We start from the raw sequence: 19227 nt of genomic DNA on the forward strand, positions 1-19227 counted from the left end.
CCTTAAATCAAAAAGTAGTGCAGCAAGTCATTCAGGAACAACTGGCCTTGGGGGCTGGCAACCAGCCGCGTTGGATTTGTGTCCATAAGGCCACGCTGTTCGGCCTGTTTCCGGGCGCTGGCCAGCGTGTCGAGGCTTAGACCGGTGCGCTGGGGAAATAGCTCGGCGGCGACGCCATCTGTCAGGCGCAAAGCGTTCATCAAAAAGTCGAAAGGCATTTCTTCGAGGCTGACCAGCTTCTCACCGGCTTTAAAGGCTTTGTCCGGGTTCAGGTAATCCTTGGGCAGCCGCGTCTTCCAGGTGCGTACGATGCGTCCGTCCGGGTGGCTGAGTTTGCCGTGGGCACCGGCGCCGATGCCGATAAAATCACCGAAGCTCCAATAATTCAGGTTATGCCGCGCGGGCCTGCCGGGTTGGGCATAGGCCGACACTTCATACTGTGCATAACCGTGTTCGGCCAGTAGCGTTTGCCCGGCTTCTTGAATATCCCAGAGAATGTCGTCTTCCGGCAGGGTCGGCGGCTGATTCCAGAACACGGTGTTCGGTTCAAGGGTCAGTTGATACCAAGACAAATGCGTCGGCGCCAAGGCGATGGCTTGGCGCAAATCACCCAGCGCGTCATCCTGGGATTGATCTGGCAGGCCATGCATCAGGTCCAGGTTGAAGTTATCGAACCCGGCCTGACGCGCCATATCAGCAGCACGAATGGCTTCGTCGCCGTTATGAATGCGTCCCAGCGCCTTGAGCTTCTCTTCCTGAAAACTCTGAATGCCAATCGACAGCCGATTGATGCCCAAACCGCGATAGGCGCTGAATTTGGCTTGCTCAAAGGTGCCGGGGTTCGCTTCCAGGGTAATTTCGATGTCGCTGGCGAACCGGATGCGTTGCTCAACGCCTTTGAGCAGACGGCCCAGCGCGTCGGCACTGAACAGGCTCGGCGTGCCGCCGCCAAAAAAGATCGAACTCAGCTCCCGGCCATGAACGTGCGCCAGGTCCTGATCGAGGTCCGCCAGCAACGCATCAACGTATGCTTGCTCGGGCAATACCGGGCTGGCGGTGTGGGAGTTGAAATCGCAATAGGGGCATTTGCGCACGCACCAGGGAATATGGACGTACAGCGCCAACGGTGGCAGGTGCGGCAGAGCAATTCGAGGCGCTTGCGACGAAAAACCAGCCTCGCCCAAAAATAGCGGCTGTGCGGGCGAATCCTGAGTCATTGCAAACCCAGGCGTTGACGCAACAGCACCATGGCGCGGGCGCGGTGGCTGAGTTGGTTCTTTTCGGCAGGGCTTAGTTCTGAGCTGGAGCAATCGCGCTCCGGGACCCAGAACAGCGGGTCATAGCCGAAACCGTGTTCACCGCTAGCGACGGTCAGGATGCGTCCGTGCCACAAGCCTTCGCACAAGATCGGCAACGGGTCATCAGCATGCCGAACCAGCGCCAAGACGCAAACGAACTGCGCACCGCGCTGCTCATGAGGCACGTCTTTGAGCACCTCTAGCAGCTTGGCGTTATTGGCTGCATCGCCTTTGCCATCGGCATAGCGGGCCGAATAGATACCCGGTGCGCCGCCGAGAAAGTCCACGGCCAGGCCAGAGTCATCGGCCAGCGCCGGAAGCCCGGAAATCCGCGCCGCATTACGGGCTTTGAGAATCGCGTTCTCGACGAATGACAGGCCGGTCTCTTCCGGCTCCACATCACTGAATTCGCCGATGGAGCGCAGCTGCACGGAGCCACCCAGCATCGCTTGGAGTTCTTTGAGTTTGCCGGCGTTATGGCTGGCCAATACGAGTTGCGTGAAATTCATCATTCGCCTGGGAAAAGTTCCTGGTCAAAGCTGAAGCTGTTGGCGTCGTCGCCTGCTTTGACATTGATGTCGAAGGTCAGGGTTTCTTGCTGTTCAATGGGGAACTGCGCAATGTAGTCCATCGCACCCTGGTCAGCGATCTGTTTGAAAACCAGGGGGAGTTTGCGCCCCGTCAGGTCTTTGACCGTGCCGGTGATATTGGCTACCGCCGGTTTCCCTGCTTTGAGTGCAACAATAATCAACACGCCCTGGTTTTTACTGCGGATCAACCCCGCCGCAGAGGCGATTTCAGGCTGTAAATAGCTTGAACTGATCGCACTGTAATGCACGGTCGTGTCCCCGAACACTTCCTGGCGATCGGGTTTGGCGTAATCGGCGGCAAAGGCCGGTATAGCGAGGCAGAAGGCGCAGAGAAACAGAGCTAAGCGGCGCATGTATATTCTCCTTGTTATGGATGATCCCTGGAGCTGCCGAGGTTACGAAGGCTGCGATTGCGGTGTGTCAGGTAAATCGCATCGCGGCCTTCGTGCCTCGGCAGCTCCTACGGTTGGGTGTTCCCAGTTAAATCGCGATCTGGTGATCTTCAAAGCCAGGACTGCTGACCCGATAGATCCCGATCTCACCTAACAGGTTAGGCCAAAGCTTGCTGGCCCAACCGTGACGATGGTGCTGATCGACGGCTAACCGGTCAATGACCTGTGCGTCACGGCCCCGGCACAGCGCTTCGAAGTCTTCGAAGGTGCAGAAGTGAATGTTAGGCGTGTTGTACCAGGTGTACGGCAGAAAATCCGAAACCGGCATCCGACCCTTGCTCGCCAAGTACCAACGGCAACGCCAATGACCGAAATTGGGGAACGTAATGATGCACTGACGACCGACGCGCAGCATCTCGTCGAGTATCCGGTCCGGGTAACTCACGGCTTGCAATGCCTGGGTCATAACGACAATGTCAAAACTGTTGCTGGCAAAATTACCGAGGCCTTTGTCCAGGTCTTGTTCGATGACATTCACGCCTTTGGCCACACAACGGGCAATATTGTCCGCGTCGTTTTCCAGGCCGTAGCCAGTGACTTGCTTGTTATCGCGCAGCCACGCCAGCAGCTCGCCGTCGCCGCAGCCGAGGTCGAGCACCCGGCTACCGGCAGGGATCCAGTCTTGGATAATTTCCAGGTCGGCTCTCATGGTGTCCTCAGAGTGCAATTCGGTTCATGTAGCTGGTGAAGGCCTGCAAGTAACGCGGGATCGGAATCAGAAAGGCGTCATGGCCTTGGGGCGCATCGATCTCCAGGTAGCAGACGTTCTTTTTCGCTGCCATCAGCGCATCCACCAGCTCCCGGGAACGGGCCGGGGAGAAGCGCCAGTCGGTGGTGAAGGAAATCACGCAGAAGTCGGCCTTGGCTCCGGCAAGCGTCAGCGCCAGGTTATCGCCGTGATTGGCAGCGGGGTCGAAGTAGTCCAGCGCCTTGGTCATCAGCAGGTAGGTATTGGCGTCGAAGCGACCGGAGAATTCTTCGCCCTGGTAGCGCAAGTAACTCTCAACCTGAAACTCTACGCTGTGGAAATCGTAGTTAAGCTTTTCGCTTTTCAGGCCACGGCCGAATTTCTCGCCCATGGAGTCGTCGGACAAATAAGTGATGTGTCCGACCATGCGCGCCAGCATCAGCCCGCGTTTGGGAATAACCCCGTGTTCCTGGAAGTAGCCGCCATGGAAATCCGGGTCGGACAAAATCGCCTGCCGCGCCACTTCGTTGAACGCAATGTTTTGCGCGGACAACTTCGGTGCCGACGCAATTGCCAGGCAGTGACGGATCCGGTCTGGGTAACTGATGGTCCATTGCAATGCCTGCATGCCGCCCAGGCTGCCGCCGACGACTGCGGCCCATTGCACGATGCCCAGCAGATCAGCGAGGCGGGCTTGGCTATGGACCCAGTCCTCGACAGTCAACACCGGGAAATCGGCACCGAATGGTTTACCGGTCTCGGGATTGATGCTGCTGGGGCCGGTCGAACCGTTACAACCACCAAGGTTGTTCAGGCTGACGACGAAGAACTTGCTGGTGTCGATGGGCTTTGCGGGACCTATGCAGCTGTCCCACCAACCGGGCTTACGCTCGTCGGCGCTGTGAAAGCCCGCCGCATGGTGGTGCCCGGAAAGCGCGTGACAGACCAGCACGGCGTTGCTGCCAGCGGCGTTGAGCTGGCCGTAGGTTTCGTAAATCAAGTCGTAGGCGGGCAGTGAACGACCGCAGGCCAAGGCCAGCGGCTCGCTGAAATGCGCCATTTGCGGCGTGACCAGTCCAACAGAATCGGGGGGAAAGACCGTGGGCATCGACCCTGCTCTCGCATAAATGAGGCGTAAGTCTAAAGACCGCTGCCCCTAGCGGCAAGCAAACACGGTCCCTGTAAAAGCCAACGTGTCAGCGAGGACTTAAAGCGGTGTTTCAGCTACACCGCTTCGCGAACAAATTCGCGCCGACAGATGTTTGGCATGACGCATTCGGGATGGGTGCGAGTCAGATCAAACGCCACAGCACTTGCGGCATTTCTGCATAGGCAGCCAATGCGGGCATCAGGTAGGACTGGATCACCTGGATCGCGATAAAAGCGAAGATCGGCGAAATATCCATGCCGCCAAGGTTCGGTACTAATCGGCGAAATGGCGCCAGCACCGGTTCGCTAATCTGGTAGGCCAGTTCCGCAGCCGGGTTATGACTGCCGGGCGCGACCCAGGAAACGATCACCATGACGATCATCGCTACCCAAAAGATTTTCAGGAACAGTGAGGTGACGCCGATGATCGACCAGACCAGCAAGTGCGGGATATCGCCGATAGTGCCGTAAGTTATCGTTAATACCAGAGCCATCAACAACGCCTGGATAATGATCGCCAGCAGCAATGATGAGGTGTCCAGTCCCAGCACGCTGGGAATTATCCGGCGGATGGGCTTGAGCAGCGGTTGTGTGGCACGCACCGCGAATTGGCAGAGCGGGTTATAAAAATTGGCCTTGACCAGCTGTAGTACAAAGCGCAGCAAAACAATGGCCAGATAGAGACTGACCAGGGTTTGGATAACGAAAGTCATGGCGCCAGTAAGTGCATTCATACGTAGTTCCTTATTTACCGAGCTGTTCGGCCATCTCTGCCGAACGGTGCGCGGCAGCAGTGAGTGCGGTGTCGACCAGGGCTTCGAAGCCGCCGGCCTGGAACGCTTTGATTGCAGCCTCTGTGGTGCCGGCTGGCGAGGTCACGCGACGACGCAGCTCTGCCGCATCAACATCGCTGCCCGTGACCATCAGCGCGGCGCCCAAGGCGGTTTGCCTGGTCAGCTGAACGGCGATGTCACGTGGCAGGCCGAGTTTTTCGGCGGTGGCGGTCATCGCTTCGATCAGCAGGAAAAAATACGCCGGGCCACTGCCAGAGACAGCGGTGACGGCATCCAGTTGTTTTTCTTCGTCGAGCCACAGCGCGATGCCCACCGCCGAGAGCAATTGCTCGGCTTGGGCGCGTTGGTTATTGGAGACTTGGGCGGTGGCGTATAAACCGCTGACACCCTGACGCAACAGCGCTGGGGTGTTCGGCATGCAACGCACCACGGGGTGGTCGCCCAGCCACCTATTCATGCTGGCGCAAGTAATGCCAGCGGCCACCGACACTACCAACTGATGGGGCTTCAAATTCGGGCGCAGGGCGATGCACATCGCTTTCATCATTTGCGGTTTGACCGCGATCAGCACCACGTCCGCGCCTTCGATGGCCTCGGCGTTATCGGCGAACAGTTCGATGCCGTGTTCAGCCGCCACTCTGGCGCGGGTCTCGGCACCCGGATCGCTGGCGCGAATCAGTGCAGCGTCCACACCTTGGGCGCGCAAGCCACCGATCAGGCTGGTGGCCATGTTGCCGGCGCCGATAAAGGCAATACGAGTCGTGCTCATGACTGGATTCCTGTTAGCAAAGGGTTATGGCTGGCCGTAGTCCCGGGCGCCAAAAAGGGCTGTGCCGATGCGAACCCAGGTGGCGCCTTGTGCAATGGCGGCCTCCAGGTCGTGGCTCATGCCCATGGAAAGTGTGTCCAGCGGCAGGTTCAAGCTGTGTTGCAGACTGCTGACGGCAGCAAACGCGGCGTTTTGTGCAGCGCTGTCGTCGGTGGGTTCGGGAATGGCCATCAAGCCACGCAGCTTCAAACGCGGCAGAAGACTGATCGCCGCAGCCAGCGCAGGTAAGTCTTCCGGGGTGCAGCCAGACTTGCTGGCTTCACCGCTGACATTGATTTGAATGCAGATGTTAAGCGCAGGCAATTCGGCGGGGCGTTGCTCAGATAGCCGTTGTGCAATTTTCAAACGATCCACGGAATGCACCCAAGCGAAGTGTTCGGCAATAGCACGAGTCTTGTTCGATTGAATGGGGCCGATGAAATGCCAACACAAGGGCAGGTCCGCTAATTCAAGCTGCTTGCTCAAGGCTTCTTGCAGGTAATTCTCGCCAAAATCGTGCAGGCCAGCGGCATATGCTTCGCGCAGTGCGGCGGCCGGTTTGGTCTTGCTTACGGCCAATAGGCCGATGGTGCTCGGATCCCGTTGCGCCACAAGGGCGGCGGCGCGAATTCGCTCATCAACTTGGGAAACGTTGTCTGCTATCGTGGACATGATTTGCGCCAGCAGGGCTAAAGTCTGCGGCATTCTATGTGATTGGGGAGCTCTATGGATATTACCGAGCTGCTGGCCTTCAGTGCCAAGCAAGGCGCATCAGATTTGCACCTATCCGCCGGCCTGCCACCGATGATTCGGGTCGACGGTGATGTGCGGCGTATCAATCTGCCAGCGCTGGACCAGAAACAGGTCCAAGGGCTGGTCTACGACATCATGAACGACAAGCAGCGCAAGGATTTCGAAGAGTTTCTGGAGACGGATTTTTCCTTCGATGTACCTGGCGTAGCGCGCTTCCGGGTCAACGCCTTTAACCATAATCGCGGTGCCGGTGCGGTGTTTCGGACCATTCCGTCGAAGGTCCTGACCATGGACGATCTCGGCATGGGAGAAGTGTTTCGCAAGATTACCGACGTGCCCCGCGGGCTGGTGTTAGTAACGGGACCGACGGGTTCCGGCAAGTCCACCACCCTTGCGGCGATGATCGATTACCTGAACAGCACCAAGCACCACCATATCCTGACGATTGAAGACCCCATCGAATTCGTTCACGAATCGAAGAAATGCCTGGTCAGCCAGCGAGAAGTGCACCGCGACACGCTGGGTTTTGCCGAGGCATTGCGTTCGGCGTTGCGGGAAGACCCGGACGTCATCCTTGTGGGCGAAATGCGCGACCTTGAAACCATTCGCCTGGCGTTGACCGCCGCTGAAACCGGTCACTTGGTCTTCGGCACGCTGCACACCACCTCGGCGGCGAAAACCATCGACCGGGTGGTCGACGTGTTCCCGGCGCAAGAAAAGTCCATGGTGCGTTCGATGCTGTCTGAGTCGCTGCAAGCAGTGATTTCCCAGACGCTGCTGAAAAAAGTCGGCGGCGGGCGGGTGGCGGCTCACGAAATCATGATCGGCACGGCAGCGATTCGTAACCTGATCCGCGAAGACAAAGTGGCGCAGATGTACTCGTCGATCCAGACCGGCGGTTCGCTTGGCATGCAAACGCTGGATATGTGCCTCAAGGACTTAGTGAACAAAGGCTTGGTCACCCGGGAAAGCGCGCGAGAAAAGGCCAAGACCCCGGACAATTTCTAGTCGTTTCGAGCGAGGTCTTATGCTGGGCGCGACATTGGGGGTTTAAGCGGGGAAAATCGATGCGCCGAAGGAGCCCTCGGCGCTTTGACGCTGCACGGTGCAGCGACACACTCAACGCTGGCTGACGCGCAGAGTGGGCTGTGCCTTCTGTTTTGGCAGGACGCGCTTGGCAAGCACGTAGTGGTCTTCCCAATACGGTTTGCTCAGCGTGTCGATGGTCACGGCCTTTCCACGGCGAGGTGCGTGAATAAAGCGATCGTTGCCCAAGTAGATAGCAACGTGATTTACCTGACGGCCTTTGATGTTGAAGAACAGCAAATCGCCGGGCTTCAAGTCCTTGCGTTCAACGCGCTGCCCATGACCTTCGGCCATGGCATTGGACGTGCGCGGCAGATCAGCTTCTTTCACATCGCGAAAGGCGTATTTAACCAATCCACTGCAATCGAACCCTTTACTTGGGCTAGTGCCGCCCCAAACATAAGGCGTACCCAAGACGTTCACTGCCCGGCTCAACACAATACTGCTCTGTTTGGCGGGCATTTGCGGCGGCGCTATGGCGGCCACAGATGATTTGCCATGAGCGGAGTGACGGGAAGCCTGGTTGGAGGTCTTGCTGTGTCTGGACGTTGCGGCTTGTTTGGCGGGCTTATTTTTCGTGCTGGTCTGTTTGCTGGATTTCTTGTGAGAGGATTTCGCTGGGGCTGCCGTTTCGGCACTTTCTTCTTCGCTGGCTTCAGGTGTTTTTGAGGCGATGGTGACGGGCGAAGAATGGGTTTTCGATGTGTGGCCGTTGAAACTTGGCGGTAGTTGTTGCTCACGATTGGTGGCGTGGGCGGCCAGGGGCATAAATAGGCAGATGGTTAGCCATGTCTTAAAAATTGGACGCATTCGGCAAGGCTCTTTGTTGGTCAGCGCGCAACTTTATAACAGCTTTTCCACGGATTCCGACCCCACTTGTCGAAACTTTTACGCGGCGGCGCACAGATGTGTTGCGTTAATGTGTCACACCGAATTGTTCAAGCCCGCTGAAACAAAGACTTACAGCGGTGGTCCAAGCGCTTTGCCATCTGTCGGGGCGCCAAATTAAAGTCACACAAAATACAGATATTTTTTTCTATCGGCGTTGAAGAGGCAGTAAATGAACAGCTATCGACAAGATCAGCAACCGCAAAATACCCACAGCAAACTCCTTGGATATTTGTTGTGGATTGTCGGCTTCACCGGGTCGCATCGGTTCTATTACGGCAAGCCTGTCACGGGAACGATCTGGTTTTTCACCTTCGGGCTGTTGGGTATCGGCTGGCTGATCGACCTGTTTTTGATTCCGGCCATGGATCGCGAAGCCGACCTGCGCTTCAACGCCGGCTCGACCGATTACAACGTCGCCTGGGTATTGCTGACCTTTCTCGGCGTGTTCGGTGCGCACCGCTTGTACCAGGGAAAATGGATCAGTGGGATTGTTTACTTTCTGACCGGAGGCTTGTTTCTGCTGGGCGTGCTGTATGACTTCTGGACATTGAATGAACAGATTTCCGTGAAGAACGCGCAGCAGGGGTAAGCAACAATCCCTGTAGGACCGAATACATCCGGTAAGCCACGCCGCGGTATGTCAGACACACCGCAAGGCGAGGCCATCCTTCAAGCGCCGTAGCTTACCCGGCCGTCCACCAGGGTGTAACGCACTGCACTTGGCAGGCAGTGCCCAATGAATGGGCAGTTTTCGCCTTTGGATAGCCACTTCTCACCGGCAACGGTCGAGGATGTGGGATCGAATAGCACGATGTCCGCAGCGCCACCGACCGTTAGCCGACCGGCCGGCAGGCGCAACGCCGCCGCAGGGCCGGCGCTGAGGCGCGAAAGGAGGGTCGGCAGGTCAAGCAAGCCGTCTTCCACCAGGGTCATCGCCAGCGGCAGCAACAGCTCGACGCTGCTGATGCCCGGTTCGGTTGCGCCGAAAGGTGCCAGTTTGGCGTCCCGTTCGTGGGGTTGATGATGGCTGGAGATGGCTTGAACCACCCCGGACCTTACCGCCTCACGCAGGCCTTCACGGTCGGCGCGGGTGCGCAGCGGCGGCTGCACGTGATACAGGCTGGAAAAATCGATCAGCGCTTCGTCGGTGAGTATCAATTGATACATCGCCACGTCGGCAGTCACCGGCAGGCCGCGTGCCTGCGCCTGGGCAATCAGCTCGACACCGCGAGCGCTGGTCAACTGGCTGAAGTGCGCACGTACGCCGCTTTGTTCCACCAGCAACAGATTGCGCGCCAGGGCCACTGTTTCTGCGGTCTCGGGAATGCCCGGCAAACCGAGGAAGCTCGCCGTGGCGCCTTCATGGGCCAGGCCGCCCGCTGCCAGATCATGATCCTGAGAGTGAAAGATGATCGTCAGGTCGAACGTCGCGGCGTATTCCATTGCCCGGCATAGCGTGCGGGTATTTTGAAAGCTGTCCAGACCATTGCCAAACGCCACACAGCCAGCGTCACGCAACGCTACCAACTCAGCCAACTGCTCACCTTCCAGCCCTTTGCTGAAGGCGCCAATGGGAAATACCTTACAGTTGCCGGCTTCACGGGCGCGGTCGAGGATCAGCTCGGCGACGGCGGACGTGTCCAGCACCGGTTTGGTCCGTGGCGGGCAGCACAGGCTGGTCACACCACCGGCAGCCGCAGCCTGGGTTTCACTGGCAATCGTGCCTTTGCGGCTGTAACCCGGCTCGCGCAGGGCAACGCTGAGGTCGACCAGGCCCGGTGCAGCGACTAAACCCTGGGCTTCAATGGTCTGCACCGCGACGAATTCTGCCGGTGCGGCGCCGATAGCGACAATTTTGCCACCGTGCAGGTGCAAGTCAGTGACGTGGTCGAAACCGCTGACGGGGTCGATGACGCGAGCGCCGAGGATGCTGAGCTTCACTGGGCGATCTCCTGCTCGAATTGACGTTGTGCGGTTTGCCCGCTCATGGCCATGGACAATACGGCCATGCGGATGGCGATGCCGTAGGTGACTTGATTGAGAATCACCGATTGCGCGCCGTCAGCCACGGCCGATTCTATTTCTACTCCGCGATTGATCGGGCCGGGGTGCATGACGATGGCATCCGGTTTTGCTCCAGCCAGTCGTGCCGTGGTCAGGCCGAACAGGCGGTAGAATTCGCCTTCGCTGGGCAACAAACCGCCCTGCATGCGCTCGCGTTGCAGGCGCAGCATGATCACTACGTCGACGTCTCTCAGGCCGGTGGCCAGGTCGGTGAAGACTTTGACTCCATATTGCTCGATGCCCACTGGCAACAGCGTCTTTGGCGCTATCACACGGATGTCCGGGCAACCCAGGGCTTTGAGCGCGATCATGTTCGAGCGCGCTACCCGTGAGTGCAGGATGTCGCCGACGATGGCCACGGAAAGGTTTTCAAAACCGCCTTTGTGCCGACGAATCGTCAGCATGTCGAGCATGCCTTGGGTTGGGTGCGAATGGCGGCCGTCACCCCCATTGATGATTGCGACCTCGGGGCACACGTGTTCGGCGATAAAATGTGCGGCGCCCGAATCACCGTGGCGCACCACAAACATGTCGGCAGCCATGGCTTCAAGGTTGCGCAAGGTGTCGAACAGCGTTTCGCCCTTGCTCGTCGACGACGTCGACACGTTCAGCGTGATCACGTCCGCTGACAGACGCTGAGCCGCCAATTCGAAGGTAGTGCGGGTTCGGGTCGAGTTTTCGAAAAATACGTTGCACACGGTCTTGCCGCGCAGCAGCGGGACCTTTTTGACCGCCCGAGCGCCGACTTCAAGAAACGAGTCAGCGGTGTCGAGAATTTCAGTCAACAGCTCGCGGGGTAAACCATCAAGCGAGAGGAAATGGCGCAGCTGGCCCTGATGATTGAGCTGCAGCGGGCGCTTGGCGTGGAGAGGCGTCATCGCAAAGACTCTTTATAAAGGGCTAGAGGGCGGCGGCGGAAAGATTTTGATACTCAAGCGCGAGCGGCGTTGGGCCGAGCAGTTTGACCCGCTCGTTGGGCGGCAGCGATAAGGTTGCACCGACCACGTTGGGGCGAATCGGCAGCTCCCCGGCATTCAGGTCAAGCAGGCATACCAGCGTCACGCTGGCTGGGCGGCCATAATCGAATAGCTCGTTGAGTGCGGCGCGGATGGTCCGGCCGCTCATCAGTACGTCATCAATCAACACCAGATGCTGGCCTTCAATCTCGAAGGGCAGGGCTGAGGGCCGCACCTGCGGGTGCAAGCCGTTTTGGCTGAAGTCATCGCGGTAGAACGATACGTCCAGCGTGCCCAGCGGCGACTGACTGCCGAGCTCGTCGAGCAGTGCTTGAGCCACCCAGACGCCGCCGGTACGGATACCGATGAAGCGCGGTTCATTAATGCTGCGCTGGCTGAGGTGCGCCGTAAGGTCGATGGCCATTTGGCTAATCAGGGCGGCGGGATTGGGCAGGCTCATGGTTGCTCCTTCAATGGCCTGAGCGCCGGCGGCGCGGTTCGCTCAGGCTGAAACTTGGATTCTGGGGTCAATCAAACCAACCGGTTGCGGATCAGGCGTCGAACAGCGCGCCGTTGGCATCCAGCCAGCCCTGTAGCAGCAGCGCGGCGGCAATGGCGTCTACCGGATTGTCGCGGTAAGTGCCTTTTTGGCCCCCTCGGGCTTGGCGTTCTCCCTTGGCCTCAAAGGTCGTCAGGCGCTCATCGTGGGTAAACACGGGCAGGTTGTAGCGCCCGTTAAGTCGGCGCGAAAACTTTTCTGCGCGGGCGCTCATGTCGCTCGGCGTGCCGTCCATGTTCAACGGCAAGCCGACGACTATGGCATCAGGCTTCCATTCCCGGACCAGGGCCTCCACCTTGTCCCAGTCGGGAATACCGTTCTGGGCTTTCAAGATACACAGCTCGCGGGCTTGACCGGTTATGGTCTGGCCGACCGCAACGCCGATCTGTTTAGTGCCGTAATCAAAGCCCAGCAATAGACGTAATCCAGCCATCAGGCGTGGCCCGCCTGGCTGGTCAATAAGCTCAGGTTGACACCCAGGCGCGCGGCGGCGGCATTCAGGCGAAGTTCCATGGGCGTGTCGAACAGAATGGCCGGGTCGAACGGGCAGGTCAGCCATGCATTGGCCGACAGCTCGGCGTCTAGCTGGCCAGCGTTCCAACCGGCATAGCCAAGGGCGATCACGCTTTTTTCCGGGCCATGGCCGTCAGCGATGGAGAACAATACGTCTTGAGAAGTCGATAGTGCCAAGTCGCCGAGGTCCAGCGTCGCTTGAAATACCTGACCTGTGGGGTGCAATACAAAACCGCGGTCGGTTTGCACCGGCCCGCCGGTCAAAATAGGGATGTACTGGCAGCGTGAATGAGCCGTGACTTCGGGTCGCAATTGTTCAAGCACATCGGCCAGCGTCAGGCTTTGCGGTCGATTGATGACAATACCCATGGCACCTTCGGCGTTGTGCTCGACAACGTAGGTGAGGGTTTGCACGAAGTTCGGATCGGCCATGTGCGGCATGGCGATCAGGAAGTGATGCTTGAGGTAGCTCGCGGAGACGTTTTTCATGAGCCCTAGTGTGGCGCTGGTGGAGGGACCTGACAACTGGCTAAACGACTAGGCCATCAGTTACTGGACAGCTTGTCGTTGGTGAACTTCCAGGTTCGAATGATTTCCAGGCGGTCAATGTCGGCAAGATCGCCGGTGAACGGCGCAAATGGGGCGGCCAAACGCACAATACGCTGGGCGGCTTGGTCCAGTAGTGGTTGCCCGGAAGATTCAAGTACCAATATTTCGTAGATCGAACCGTCACGGTTGAGCGACACCATCATCCGTAAGTTGCCGCGAATTTGTTGGCGCCGTGCCTCTTCCGGGTAGTTGAGGTTGCCGACGCGTTCGATTTTCTTGCGCCAGTCTTCTTTATACCAGGCACCTTTATCGCGCATGGTCGAGGCGGCGCTGAGACGATGGATCTTTGGTCGCTTGGCGTACAACTGCTGTTCGTTGGACAGCTCGGCTTCCAGGCTGGAAATTTCGGTGGATAACTCGGCACTGTCGATGGTCGGCTCGGCCTTGGCTGCTGGCTGCTCTTTGACCTCTTCATGCTTGATGACCGTTTTCTGGGCCTTCTGTGCCTTGGTCGCCACGGCGGCTTTCGGCGCTTCGACCTTCTCCACCGGTTTCACGGCAGGGGGCGGCGGTGTCACCTTATTGATCTTGGTGTCCTGAAACGGTGCAATTTCAGTGGTCTTGGGAATCGCCTTCTTGTCCAGGGTGCCGCTGCCCTGCTGGTTGTCCTGGGCAAGGTAATCAGCTTTTTTCGGCGGCGCTTCACTGGCGAAGGTCGCAAGCGTGATTTCCAGGGTTCTGCTGATGTCCTGCGGTTTGACGAAGGTAAAGCCCACACCGAGGATCACCGCCACGTGGATCAGCGCCGCAATCATCAAGGTAAACCCAAGCCGATCCGCCGGGCGCACGCCGCTGCGGGAGAGTTCGGGGGGCATATCGTCAGCCAAGGCGTTCATCGGCAAGTCAGCATCACATTCCACGTTTCACAGGGCGCGCATGATAGCGCACTGGCCGGTTATTGCGGGGGACGCTGGTCTGGCGTGAGGTAGGGCGCACACCCCTCCCAAAAAAAAATGTAGGAGCCAACGTGTTGGCGAGAGGCCCTAACGGCGTGCCAGGCCGGGCGGCTCGCCAACACGTTGGCTCCTACAGAGTGATTTGCGGTAATTCAGTGGGTTATATAGGTTGGGGTAATGGTGTTACTTCGCCTTCAACTTCCCTTCGATCGCATCCATCAGCATCGAACCGATATTGGTGCCGAACGCATTGTCGATTTCGCGTATGCACGTTGGGCTGGTGACGTTGATTTCGGTGAGGTGCTCGCCGATGACGTCGAGGCCGACGAACAGCAGGCCTTTTTCCCGCAGGGTAGGGCCGACTTCGGCGGCGATCCAGCGGTCGTGGTCGGTGAGTGGGCGGGCTTCGCCACGGCCACCGGCGGCGAGGTTGCCGCGGGTTTCGCCGGCTGCCGGAATGCGCGCCAGGCAATAGGGCACGGGTTCGCCGTCGATCATCAGGATGCGTTTATCGCCGTCCTTGATCGCCGGCAAATAACCTTGGGCCATGATTTGCTGGTTGCCGTTGTTGGTGAGGGTTTCGAGAATCACCGACAGGTTCGGGTCGCCGACGCGGTGGCGGAAGATCGACGTGCCGCCCATGCCGTCCAGGGGTTTCAAGATCACATCGCCGTGCAAATCAGCGAAGCCGCGCAGAATATCGGCGCGACGGCTGACCAAGGTCGGCGGCGTGCACTGCGGGAATAGCGTAGCGAACAGCTTTTCATTGCAGTCACGCAAGCTCTGTGGGCGGTTGACCACCAGCACGCCAGCGCGCTCGGCCTGTTCCAGCAGGTAAGTGGCGTAGACGAATTCCATGTCGAACGGCGGATCCTTACGCATCAGGATCACGTCCAGATCGTCCAGGCCAGCGTCGATTTCGGCCTCAAGTTCGAACCAATGCGCAGGATCGGCAAAGACTTTCAGCGGTTTCATTCGCGCGCGCGCTTGCCCGGCGTTCTGGTACAGGTCTTGCTGCTCCATATAGAACAACGTCCAACCGCGAGCCTGGGCGGCAAGGAGCATGGCCAGCGAGCTATCCTTTTTATAGGAAATACGCTCGATGGGGTCCATGACAATTCCTAGGCGAACGCTCATGGGCAAAATCCTCTGATGGTTATGGGGCCGCTACGGCCTTAAAATAGGCGTCAGGGTGGCGCCGTGCATGCTCCGGGTCAAGGGGCAGGCGCGTGACAAAGGGCTTTATGGATTGCATAGGGAGAGTGTGCTAAAAAGGCTCGGCACTTGAGCTCGGACCCTGCTAATGCGGGGTTTGGCGGCAGATAGTGGCTCGTTGATGCCGGGCATATTGCAGTAAATGATTCGCCGCGGCGATGGTAGAGCTCACATGGATCAACATTCCACAGCTTTGAAAGTGATGGTTATCGACGATTCGAAGACGATTCGTCGGACGGCCGAGACGCTGTTGAAAAACGTCGGTTGCGAAGTTATCACAGCGATTGACGGGTTCGATGCGTTGGCGAAAATCGCTGATAATCACCCTAGAATTATCTTTGTCGACATCATGATGCCGCGTCTGGATGGCTATCAGACCTGCGCCCTGATCAAAAACAACCGGGCGTTCAAGTCGACCCCGGTGATCATGCTGTCCTCCAAGGACGGCTTGTTCGACAAGGCCAAAGGCCGGATCGTTGGCTCCGACCAGTTTCTGACCAAGCCTTTTAGCAAGGAAGAGCTACTGAACGCGATCAAGGCCCATGTGCCGGAATTCGTGGCAGTAGAACAACAAGTATCTTGATGCCCTTTGACCCTGTCGGTTGCGGGCGTCCACTGCATTTGGGGAACACCATGGCTCGCGTTCTGATCGTCGACGATTCGCCGACTGAAATGTACAAGCTCACCGGCATGCTGGAAAAACACGGCCATCAGGTCCTGAAAGCCGAAAACGGCGCCGATGGCGTTGCGTTGGCGCGGCAGGAAAAACCCGATGCAGTCTTGATGGACATCGTGATGCCCGGCCTTAATGGCTTTCAGGCGACACGCCAGTTGACCAAAGACCCCGACACGGCTTCGATTCCGGTGATCATCATTACCACCAAGGACCAGGAAACCGACAAGGTCTGGGGCACACGCCAAGGTGCACGCGACTACCTGACCAAACCGGTAGACGAAGAAACCCTGATCAAAACCCTGAATTCAGTGCTGGCAGGCTGACGGCCGTCGTCATGGCTGAGTCGCAAACCGCTTTCCAGTTGCTGCTTGAAATCGATCAGCGTTGCCGCTCGTTGGCGGCGGACCTGCCGTTGCAAGAAACCCGACAGCAAGACTGGACCGGGATCGGTTTTCGTATGGGCGATCAATGTTACGTCGCGCCCATGGGAGAAATTGGCGAGATCCTCCATGAACCGCGCTATGCCGTGTTACCGGGGGTGAAGCCTTGGATCAAGGGCGTGGCCAATTTGCGTGGACGTTTGCTGCCAATCATGGATTTATGCGCATTTTTCGGCCACGACCTGTCGCCTTTGCGTAAGGAGCGGCGGGTATTGGTGGTAGAGCATCAGGACGTATTCGCCGGGTTGATGGTGGATGAAGTGTTGGGGATGCAGCATTTTAATCACCGCAGCCTGATGCCGGAGCCGCTGGTGGCAGTCAATGCAGGGCTTGCGCCGTTCATTCGCGGACAGTTTTTGCGTGAGCAGGCCTGGCTGGTGTTCAGCCCTCGGGCGTTGGCACTGTCGCCGCGCTTCATGGATGTAGCAGGGATATAACGCTGTAATTTCGGTGGGCCTGGCCAGGCTCTTTATTTCTGGGATGCACAATGCAGTTGGTCCAGGCGGGCCTTATCAATGAGCAAGACAGGTAGGTCTTTAGAAGGTGCGCGCAGTCGGTCGCAGATCGTAGTGCTGTTTGTCGCCCTGATCATTTGCATCATGTTGCTGTTCGCTAACTTCGCCTATCTCAATGCCCAGTCGAATTACGACAAGCAGTACATCGGCCATGCGGGCGAATTGCGCGTGCTGTCCCAGCGCATCGCTAAAAACGCCAGCGAGGCGGCGTCTGGTAAAGCCCCGGCGTTCAAACTGCTGGCCGATGCCCGTAACGATTTTGACCAGCGTTGGGTCGTGCTGAAAAAAGGCGACAAGCTCACCGGGCTGCCCCCTGCGCCACCGGAAGTGAAAGACGAAATGCAGGCCGTGCAGCGGGACTGGGAGGAGCTGCGCAAAAGCACGGACGTGATTGTTTCCAGTGAGCAGACGGTATTGTCCCTGCACCAAGTGGCGGCAACTCTGGCCGAAACCATTCCGCAATTGCAGGTCGAGTACGAGAAAGTTGTCGACAGTTTGCTCCTCAACCATGCACCTACGACCCAGGTAGTGGTTGCCCAGCGTCAGTCGCTGTTGGCTGAACGAATTCTCGGCTCGGTCAACACCGTGTTGGCTGGCGACGATACCGCCGTGCAAGCCGCCGATGCGTTCGGTCGCGATGCCAGCCTGTTTGGTCGTGTGCTGAACGGAATGCTGGAAGGCAACGCGGCGATGAAAATCACCCAGGTTCAAGACCCCGACGCCCGCGCTCGCTTGAGCGAAATCGCCGAGCTGTTCCAGTTTGTGTCCGGCTCTGTGGATGAAATCCTCGAAACCTCGCCTGAACTGTTCCAGGTGCGCGAGTCCGCCAGCGCCATTTTCACCACCTCGCAAACCTTGCTGGACGAAGCGTCGGTGTTGGCCAACGGCTTTGAGCACCAGGCCAGCGGTCGATCCATGCACAGCATCGTCGGTTATGTGCTGGGTTTGTTCGCGTTGATGTCGATCATTTTGATTGGCATCGTGATGGTGCGTGAGACCAACCGCCAATTACGTGAGACCGCCGAGAAGAACGAGCGCAACCAAACGGCGATCATGCGTTTGCTTGATGAGATCGAGAACCTGGCGGACGGAGACTTGCGCGTTGCTGCATCAGTCACCGAAGACTTCACCGGGGCCATCGCAGACTCCATTAACTATTCCATCGACCAGCTGCGGGATTTGGTGGGGACCATCAACTTGACCGCCGAGCAAGTGGCGTCTGCCGTCGAGGACACCCAAACCACGGCCATGCAACTGGCGGCTGCGTCCGAACATCAGGCGCTTCAGATCGCTGCTGCCTCGACCGCGATCAATAACATGGCGCTGTCCATCGATGAAGTGTCGGCCAACGCGTCGGAGTCATCGGCTGTGGCCGGGCGTTCGGTGATGATTGCCAACAAAGGCAACGAGGTGGTGCACAACACCATCACCGGCATGGACAACATTCGTGAGCAGATTCAGGACACCTCCAAGCGTATCAAGCGTTTGGGTGAGTCTTCTCAGGAGATTGGCGATATTGTCAGCTTGATCGATGATATTGCCGACCAGACAAATATTTTGGCATTGAACGCCGCGATTCAGGCGTCCATGGCGGGAGACGCCGGGCGCGGTTTTGCCATCGTCGCCGACGAAGTACAACGTCTGGCGGAGCGTTCGTCCTCCGCCACCAAGCAGATTGAAACCCTGGTACGTGCGATTCAAAACGACACTAACGAAGCCGTGATTTCCATGGAGCAAACCACCAGTGAAGTGGTGCGCGGCGCGCGACTGGCGCAGGATGCCGGAGTGGCCCTTGAAGAAATCGAAGGTGTATCGAAAACCCTCGCGGCACTGATCGAAAGCATCACCAATGCAGCGCAGCAGCAAGCGACGTCGGCGGGACAGATTTCCCAGACCATGGCGGTGATTCAACAAACCACCACGCAAACCACGTCGGGCACTACCGCCACTGCGGAAAGCATCGGCAACCTGGCAAAAATGGCCAGCGAAATGCGCCGCTCGGTGTCTGGATTTACCTTGCCGCTTCAGTGAACGATGAAATGCCGGATATTGCATCTGTAGGAACTGCCGAAGGCTGCGATCAACCGGGCACCGGTTGCGACAGTTATACCTGTGAAGACCGTCCCGGCCTTTTCGCAGCCTTCGGCAGCTCCTTGTATGTTGTCCCTGTGCCCAACGAAAGAGGTTATGGTCACAGGTTACACACACAAGTAGTGCGTTTCTGGGGGAGGCCGATCGCTCCTAAAGGCAGGTTTTACACCTGACCTTGTCTGTA

General features: G+C 58.1%; 22 protein-coding genes. 6 read left to right on the forward strand and 16 right to left on the reverse strand.

The window, feature by feature from the left end:
• Positions 1-2: 2 nt before the first annotated feature.
• The 8 genes from hemW to JWR17_RS05385 form a co-directional block, all read right to left on the reverse strand.
• Positions 3-1217 (reverse strand): radical SAM family heme chaperone HemW, encoded by a 1215-nt coding sequence (gene hemW / locus JWR17_RS05350; RefSeq protein WP_299829024.1) that lies wholly within the window; start codon positions 1215-1217, stop codon positions 3-5.
• Entirely contained in the window at positions 1214-1810 is a 597-nt protein-coding gene (gene rdgB, locus JWR17_RS05355; protein WP_299829025.1) for an RdgB/HAM1 family non-canonical purine NTP pyrophosphatase, read from the reverse strand. The genes hemW and rdgB overlap by 4 nt, the downstream gene beginning before the upstream one ends.
• Entirely contained in the window at positions 1807-2241 is a 435-nt protein-coding gene (locus JWR17_RS05360) for a DUF4426 domain-containing protein (protein ID WP_299829026.1), read from the reverse strand. The genes rdgB and JWR17_RS05360 overlap by 4 nt, the downstream gene beginning before the upstream one ends.
• Before the next feature lie 127 nt (positions 2242-2368).
• On the reverse strand, positions 2369-2989 hold the full coding sequence (gene metW, locus JWR17_RS05365; protein ID WP_299829028.1) for a methionine biosynthesis protein MetW: 621 nt from the start codon (positions 2987-2989) through the stop codon (positions 2369-2371).
• Between the two features lie 7 nt (positions 2990-2996).
• Positions 2997-4136 (reverse strand): homoserine O-acetyltransferase, encoded by a 1140-nt coding sequence (locus JWR17_RS05370; RefSeq protein ID WP_299829030.1) that lies wholly within the window; start codon positions 4134-4136, stop codon positions 2997-2999.
• A 184-nt stretch (positions 4137-4320) separates the two neighbouring features.
• Entirely contained in the window at positions 4321-4911 is a 591-nt protein-coding gene (locus tag JWR17_RS05375; protein WP_299829032.1) for a YggT family protein, read from the reverse strand.
• 10 nt (positions 4912-4921) lie between these two features.
• Positions 4922-5740 (reverse strand): pyrroline-5-carboxylate reductase, encoded by an 819-nt coding sequence (proC, locus tag JWR17_RS05380; protein WP_299829034.1) that lies wholly within the window; start codon positions 5738-5740, stop codon positions 4922-4924.
• Positions 5741-5764: 24 nt separating this feature from the next.
• Positions 5765-6451, reverse strand: coding sequence for a YggS family pyridoxal phosphate-dependent enzyme (locus JWR17_RS05385; protein WP_299829037.1), 687 nt, complete (start codon positions 6449-6451; stop codon positions 5765-5767).
• Between the two features lie 54 nt (positions 6452-6505).
• Between JWR17_RS05385 and JWR17_RS05390 the strand changes: the two genes are divergently transcribed.
• Positions 6506-7540, forward strand: a complete 1035-nt coding sequence (locus JWR17_RS05390; protein ID WP_299829039.1) for a type IV pilus twitching motility protein PilT — start codon at positions 6506-6508, stop codon at positions 7538-7540.
• A 111-nt stretch (positions 7541-7651) separates the two neighbouring features.
• Here the strand turns inward: JWR17_RS05390 and JWR17_RS05395 are convergent, their stop codons facing one another.
• The gene (locus tag JWR17_RS05395; protein ID WP_299829041.1) at positions 7652-8428 is read right to left on the reverse strand and encodes a C40 family peptidase; all 777 of its coding nucleotides are present in this window, start codon (positions 8426-8428) and stop codon (positions 7652-7654) included.
• A gap of 250 nt (positions 8429-8678) precedes the next feature.
• Here JWR17_RS05395 and JWR17_RS05400 point away from each other — a divergent pair, with 250 nt between their 5' ends.
• A complete protein-coding gene (locus JWR17_RS05400) occupies positions 8679-9098 on the forward strand; it encodes a TM2 domain-containing protein (RefSeq protein ID WP_299829043.1) in 420 nt (139 codons plus the stop codon).
• 80 nt (positions 9099-9178) lie between these two features.
• Here JWR17_RS05400 and JWR17_RS05405 read toward each other — a convergent pair whose 3' ends face one another.
• The 7 genes from JWR17_RS05405 to gshB form a co-directional block, all read right to left on the reverse strand.
• Complete coding sequence (locus JWR17_RS05405; protein WP_299829045.1) at positions 9179-10450, reverse strand: dihydroorotase; 1272 nt, start codon at positions 10448-10450, stop codon at positions 9179-9181.
• Positions 10447-11451, reverse strand: coding sequence for an aspartate carbamoyltransferase catalytic subunit (locus JWR17_RS05410; protein WP_299829047.1), 1005 nt, complete (start codon positions 11449-11451; stop codon positions 10447-10449). Before JWR17_RS05410 ends, JWR17_RS05405 begins: the two co-directional genes overlap by 4 nt.
• 22 nt (positions 11452-11473) lie before the next feature.
• The gene (gene pyrR, locus JWR17_RS05415) at positions 11474-11989 is read right to left on the reverse strand and encodes a bifunctional pyr operon transcriptional regulator/uracil phosphoribosyltransferase PyrR (protein ID WP_299829049.1); all 516 of its coding nucleotides are present in this window, start codon (positions 11987-11989) and stop codon (positions 11474-11476) included.
• Positions 11990-12080: 91 nt separating this feature from the next.
• Positions 12081-12521, reverse strand: coding sequence for a Holliday junction resolvase RuvX (gene ruvX / locus JWR17_RS05420; RefSeq protein WP_299829051.1), 441 nt, complete (start codon positions 12519-12521; stop codon positions 12081-12083).
• Positions 12521-13090 carry a YqgE/AlgH family protein gene (locus tag JWR17_RS05425; protein ID WP_299829052.1) on the reverse strand — a complete coding sequence of 190 codons (570 nt, stop codon included), beginning with the start codon at positions 13088-13090 and terminating at the stop codon, positions 12521-12523. Before JWR17_RS05425 ends, ruvX begins: the two co-directional genes overlap by 1 nt.
• A gap of 56 nt (positions 13091-13146) precedes the next feature.
• Positions 13147-14046, reverse strand: coding sequence for an energy transducer TonB (locus tag JWR17_RS05430; protein ID WP_299829054.1), 900 nt, complete (start codon positions 14044-14046; stop codon positions 13147-13149).
• Between the two features lie 243 nt (positions 14047-14289).
• Positions 14290-15243, reverse strand: a complete 954-nt coding sequence (gene gshB, locus JWR17_RS05435) for a glutathione synthase (protein ID WP_299829056.1) — start codon at positions 15241-15243, stop codon at positions 14290-14292.
• Between the two features lie 250 nt (positions 15244-15493).
• On the opposite strand from gshB, the gene pilG reads away from it, so the two are divergent.
• The 4 genes from pilG (at position 15494) to JWR17_RS05455 (ending at position 18983) form a co-directional block, all read left to right on the forward strand.
• Complete coding sequence (pilG, locus tag JWR17_RS05440) at positions 15494-15904, forward strand: twitching motility response regulator PilG (RefSeq protein ID WP_299829058.1); 411 nt, start codon at positions 15494-15496, stop codon at positions 15902-15904.
• 50 nt (positions 15905-15954) lie between these two features.
• Entirely contained in the window at positions 15955-16320 is a 366-nt protein-coding gene (pilH, locus tag JWR17_RS05445) for a twitching motility response regulator PilH (protein WP_299829060.1), read from the forward strand.
• 11 nt (positions 16321-16331) lie between these two features.
• Positions 16332-16874, forward strand: coding sequence for a chemotaxis protein CheW (locus JWR17_RS05450; protein WP_299829062.1), 543 nt, complete (start codon positions 16332-16334; stop codon positions 16872-16874).
• 78 nt (positions 16875-16952) lie between these two features.
• A complete protein-coding gene (locus tag JWR17_RS05455) occupies positions 16953-18983 on the forward strand; it encodes a methyl-accepting chemotaxis protein (RefSeq protein ID WP_299829064.1) in 2031 nt (676 codons plus the stop codon).
• Positions 18984-19227 lie beyond the last annotated feature (244 nt).

It is taken from the genome of Pseudomonas sp., from assembly GCF_028293835.1.
Classification (GTDB): Bacteria; Pseudomonadota; Gammaproteobacteria; order Pseudomonadales; family Pseudomonadaceae; genus Aquipseudomonas.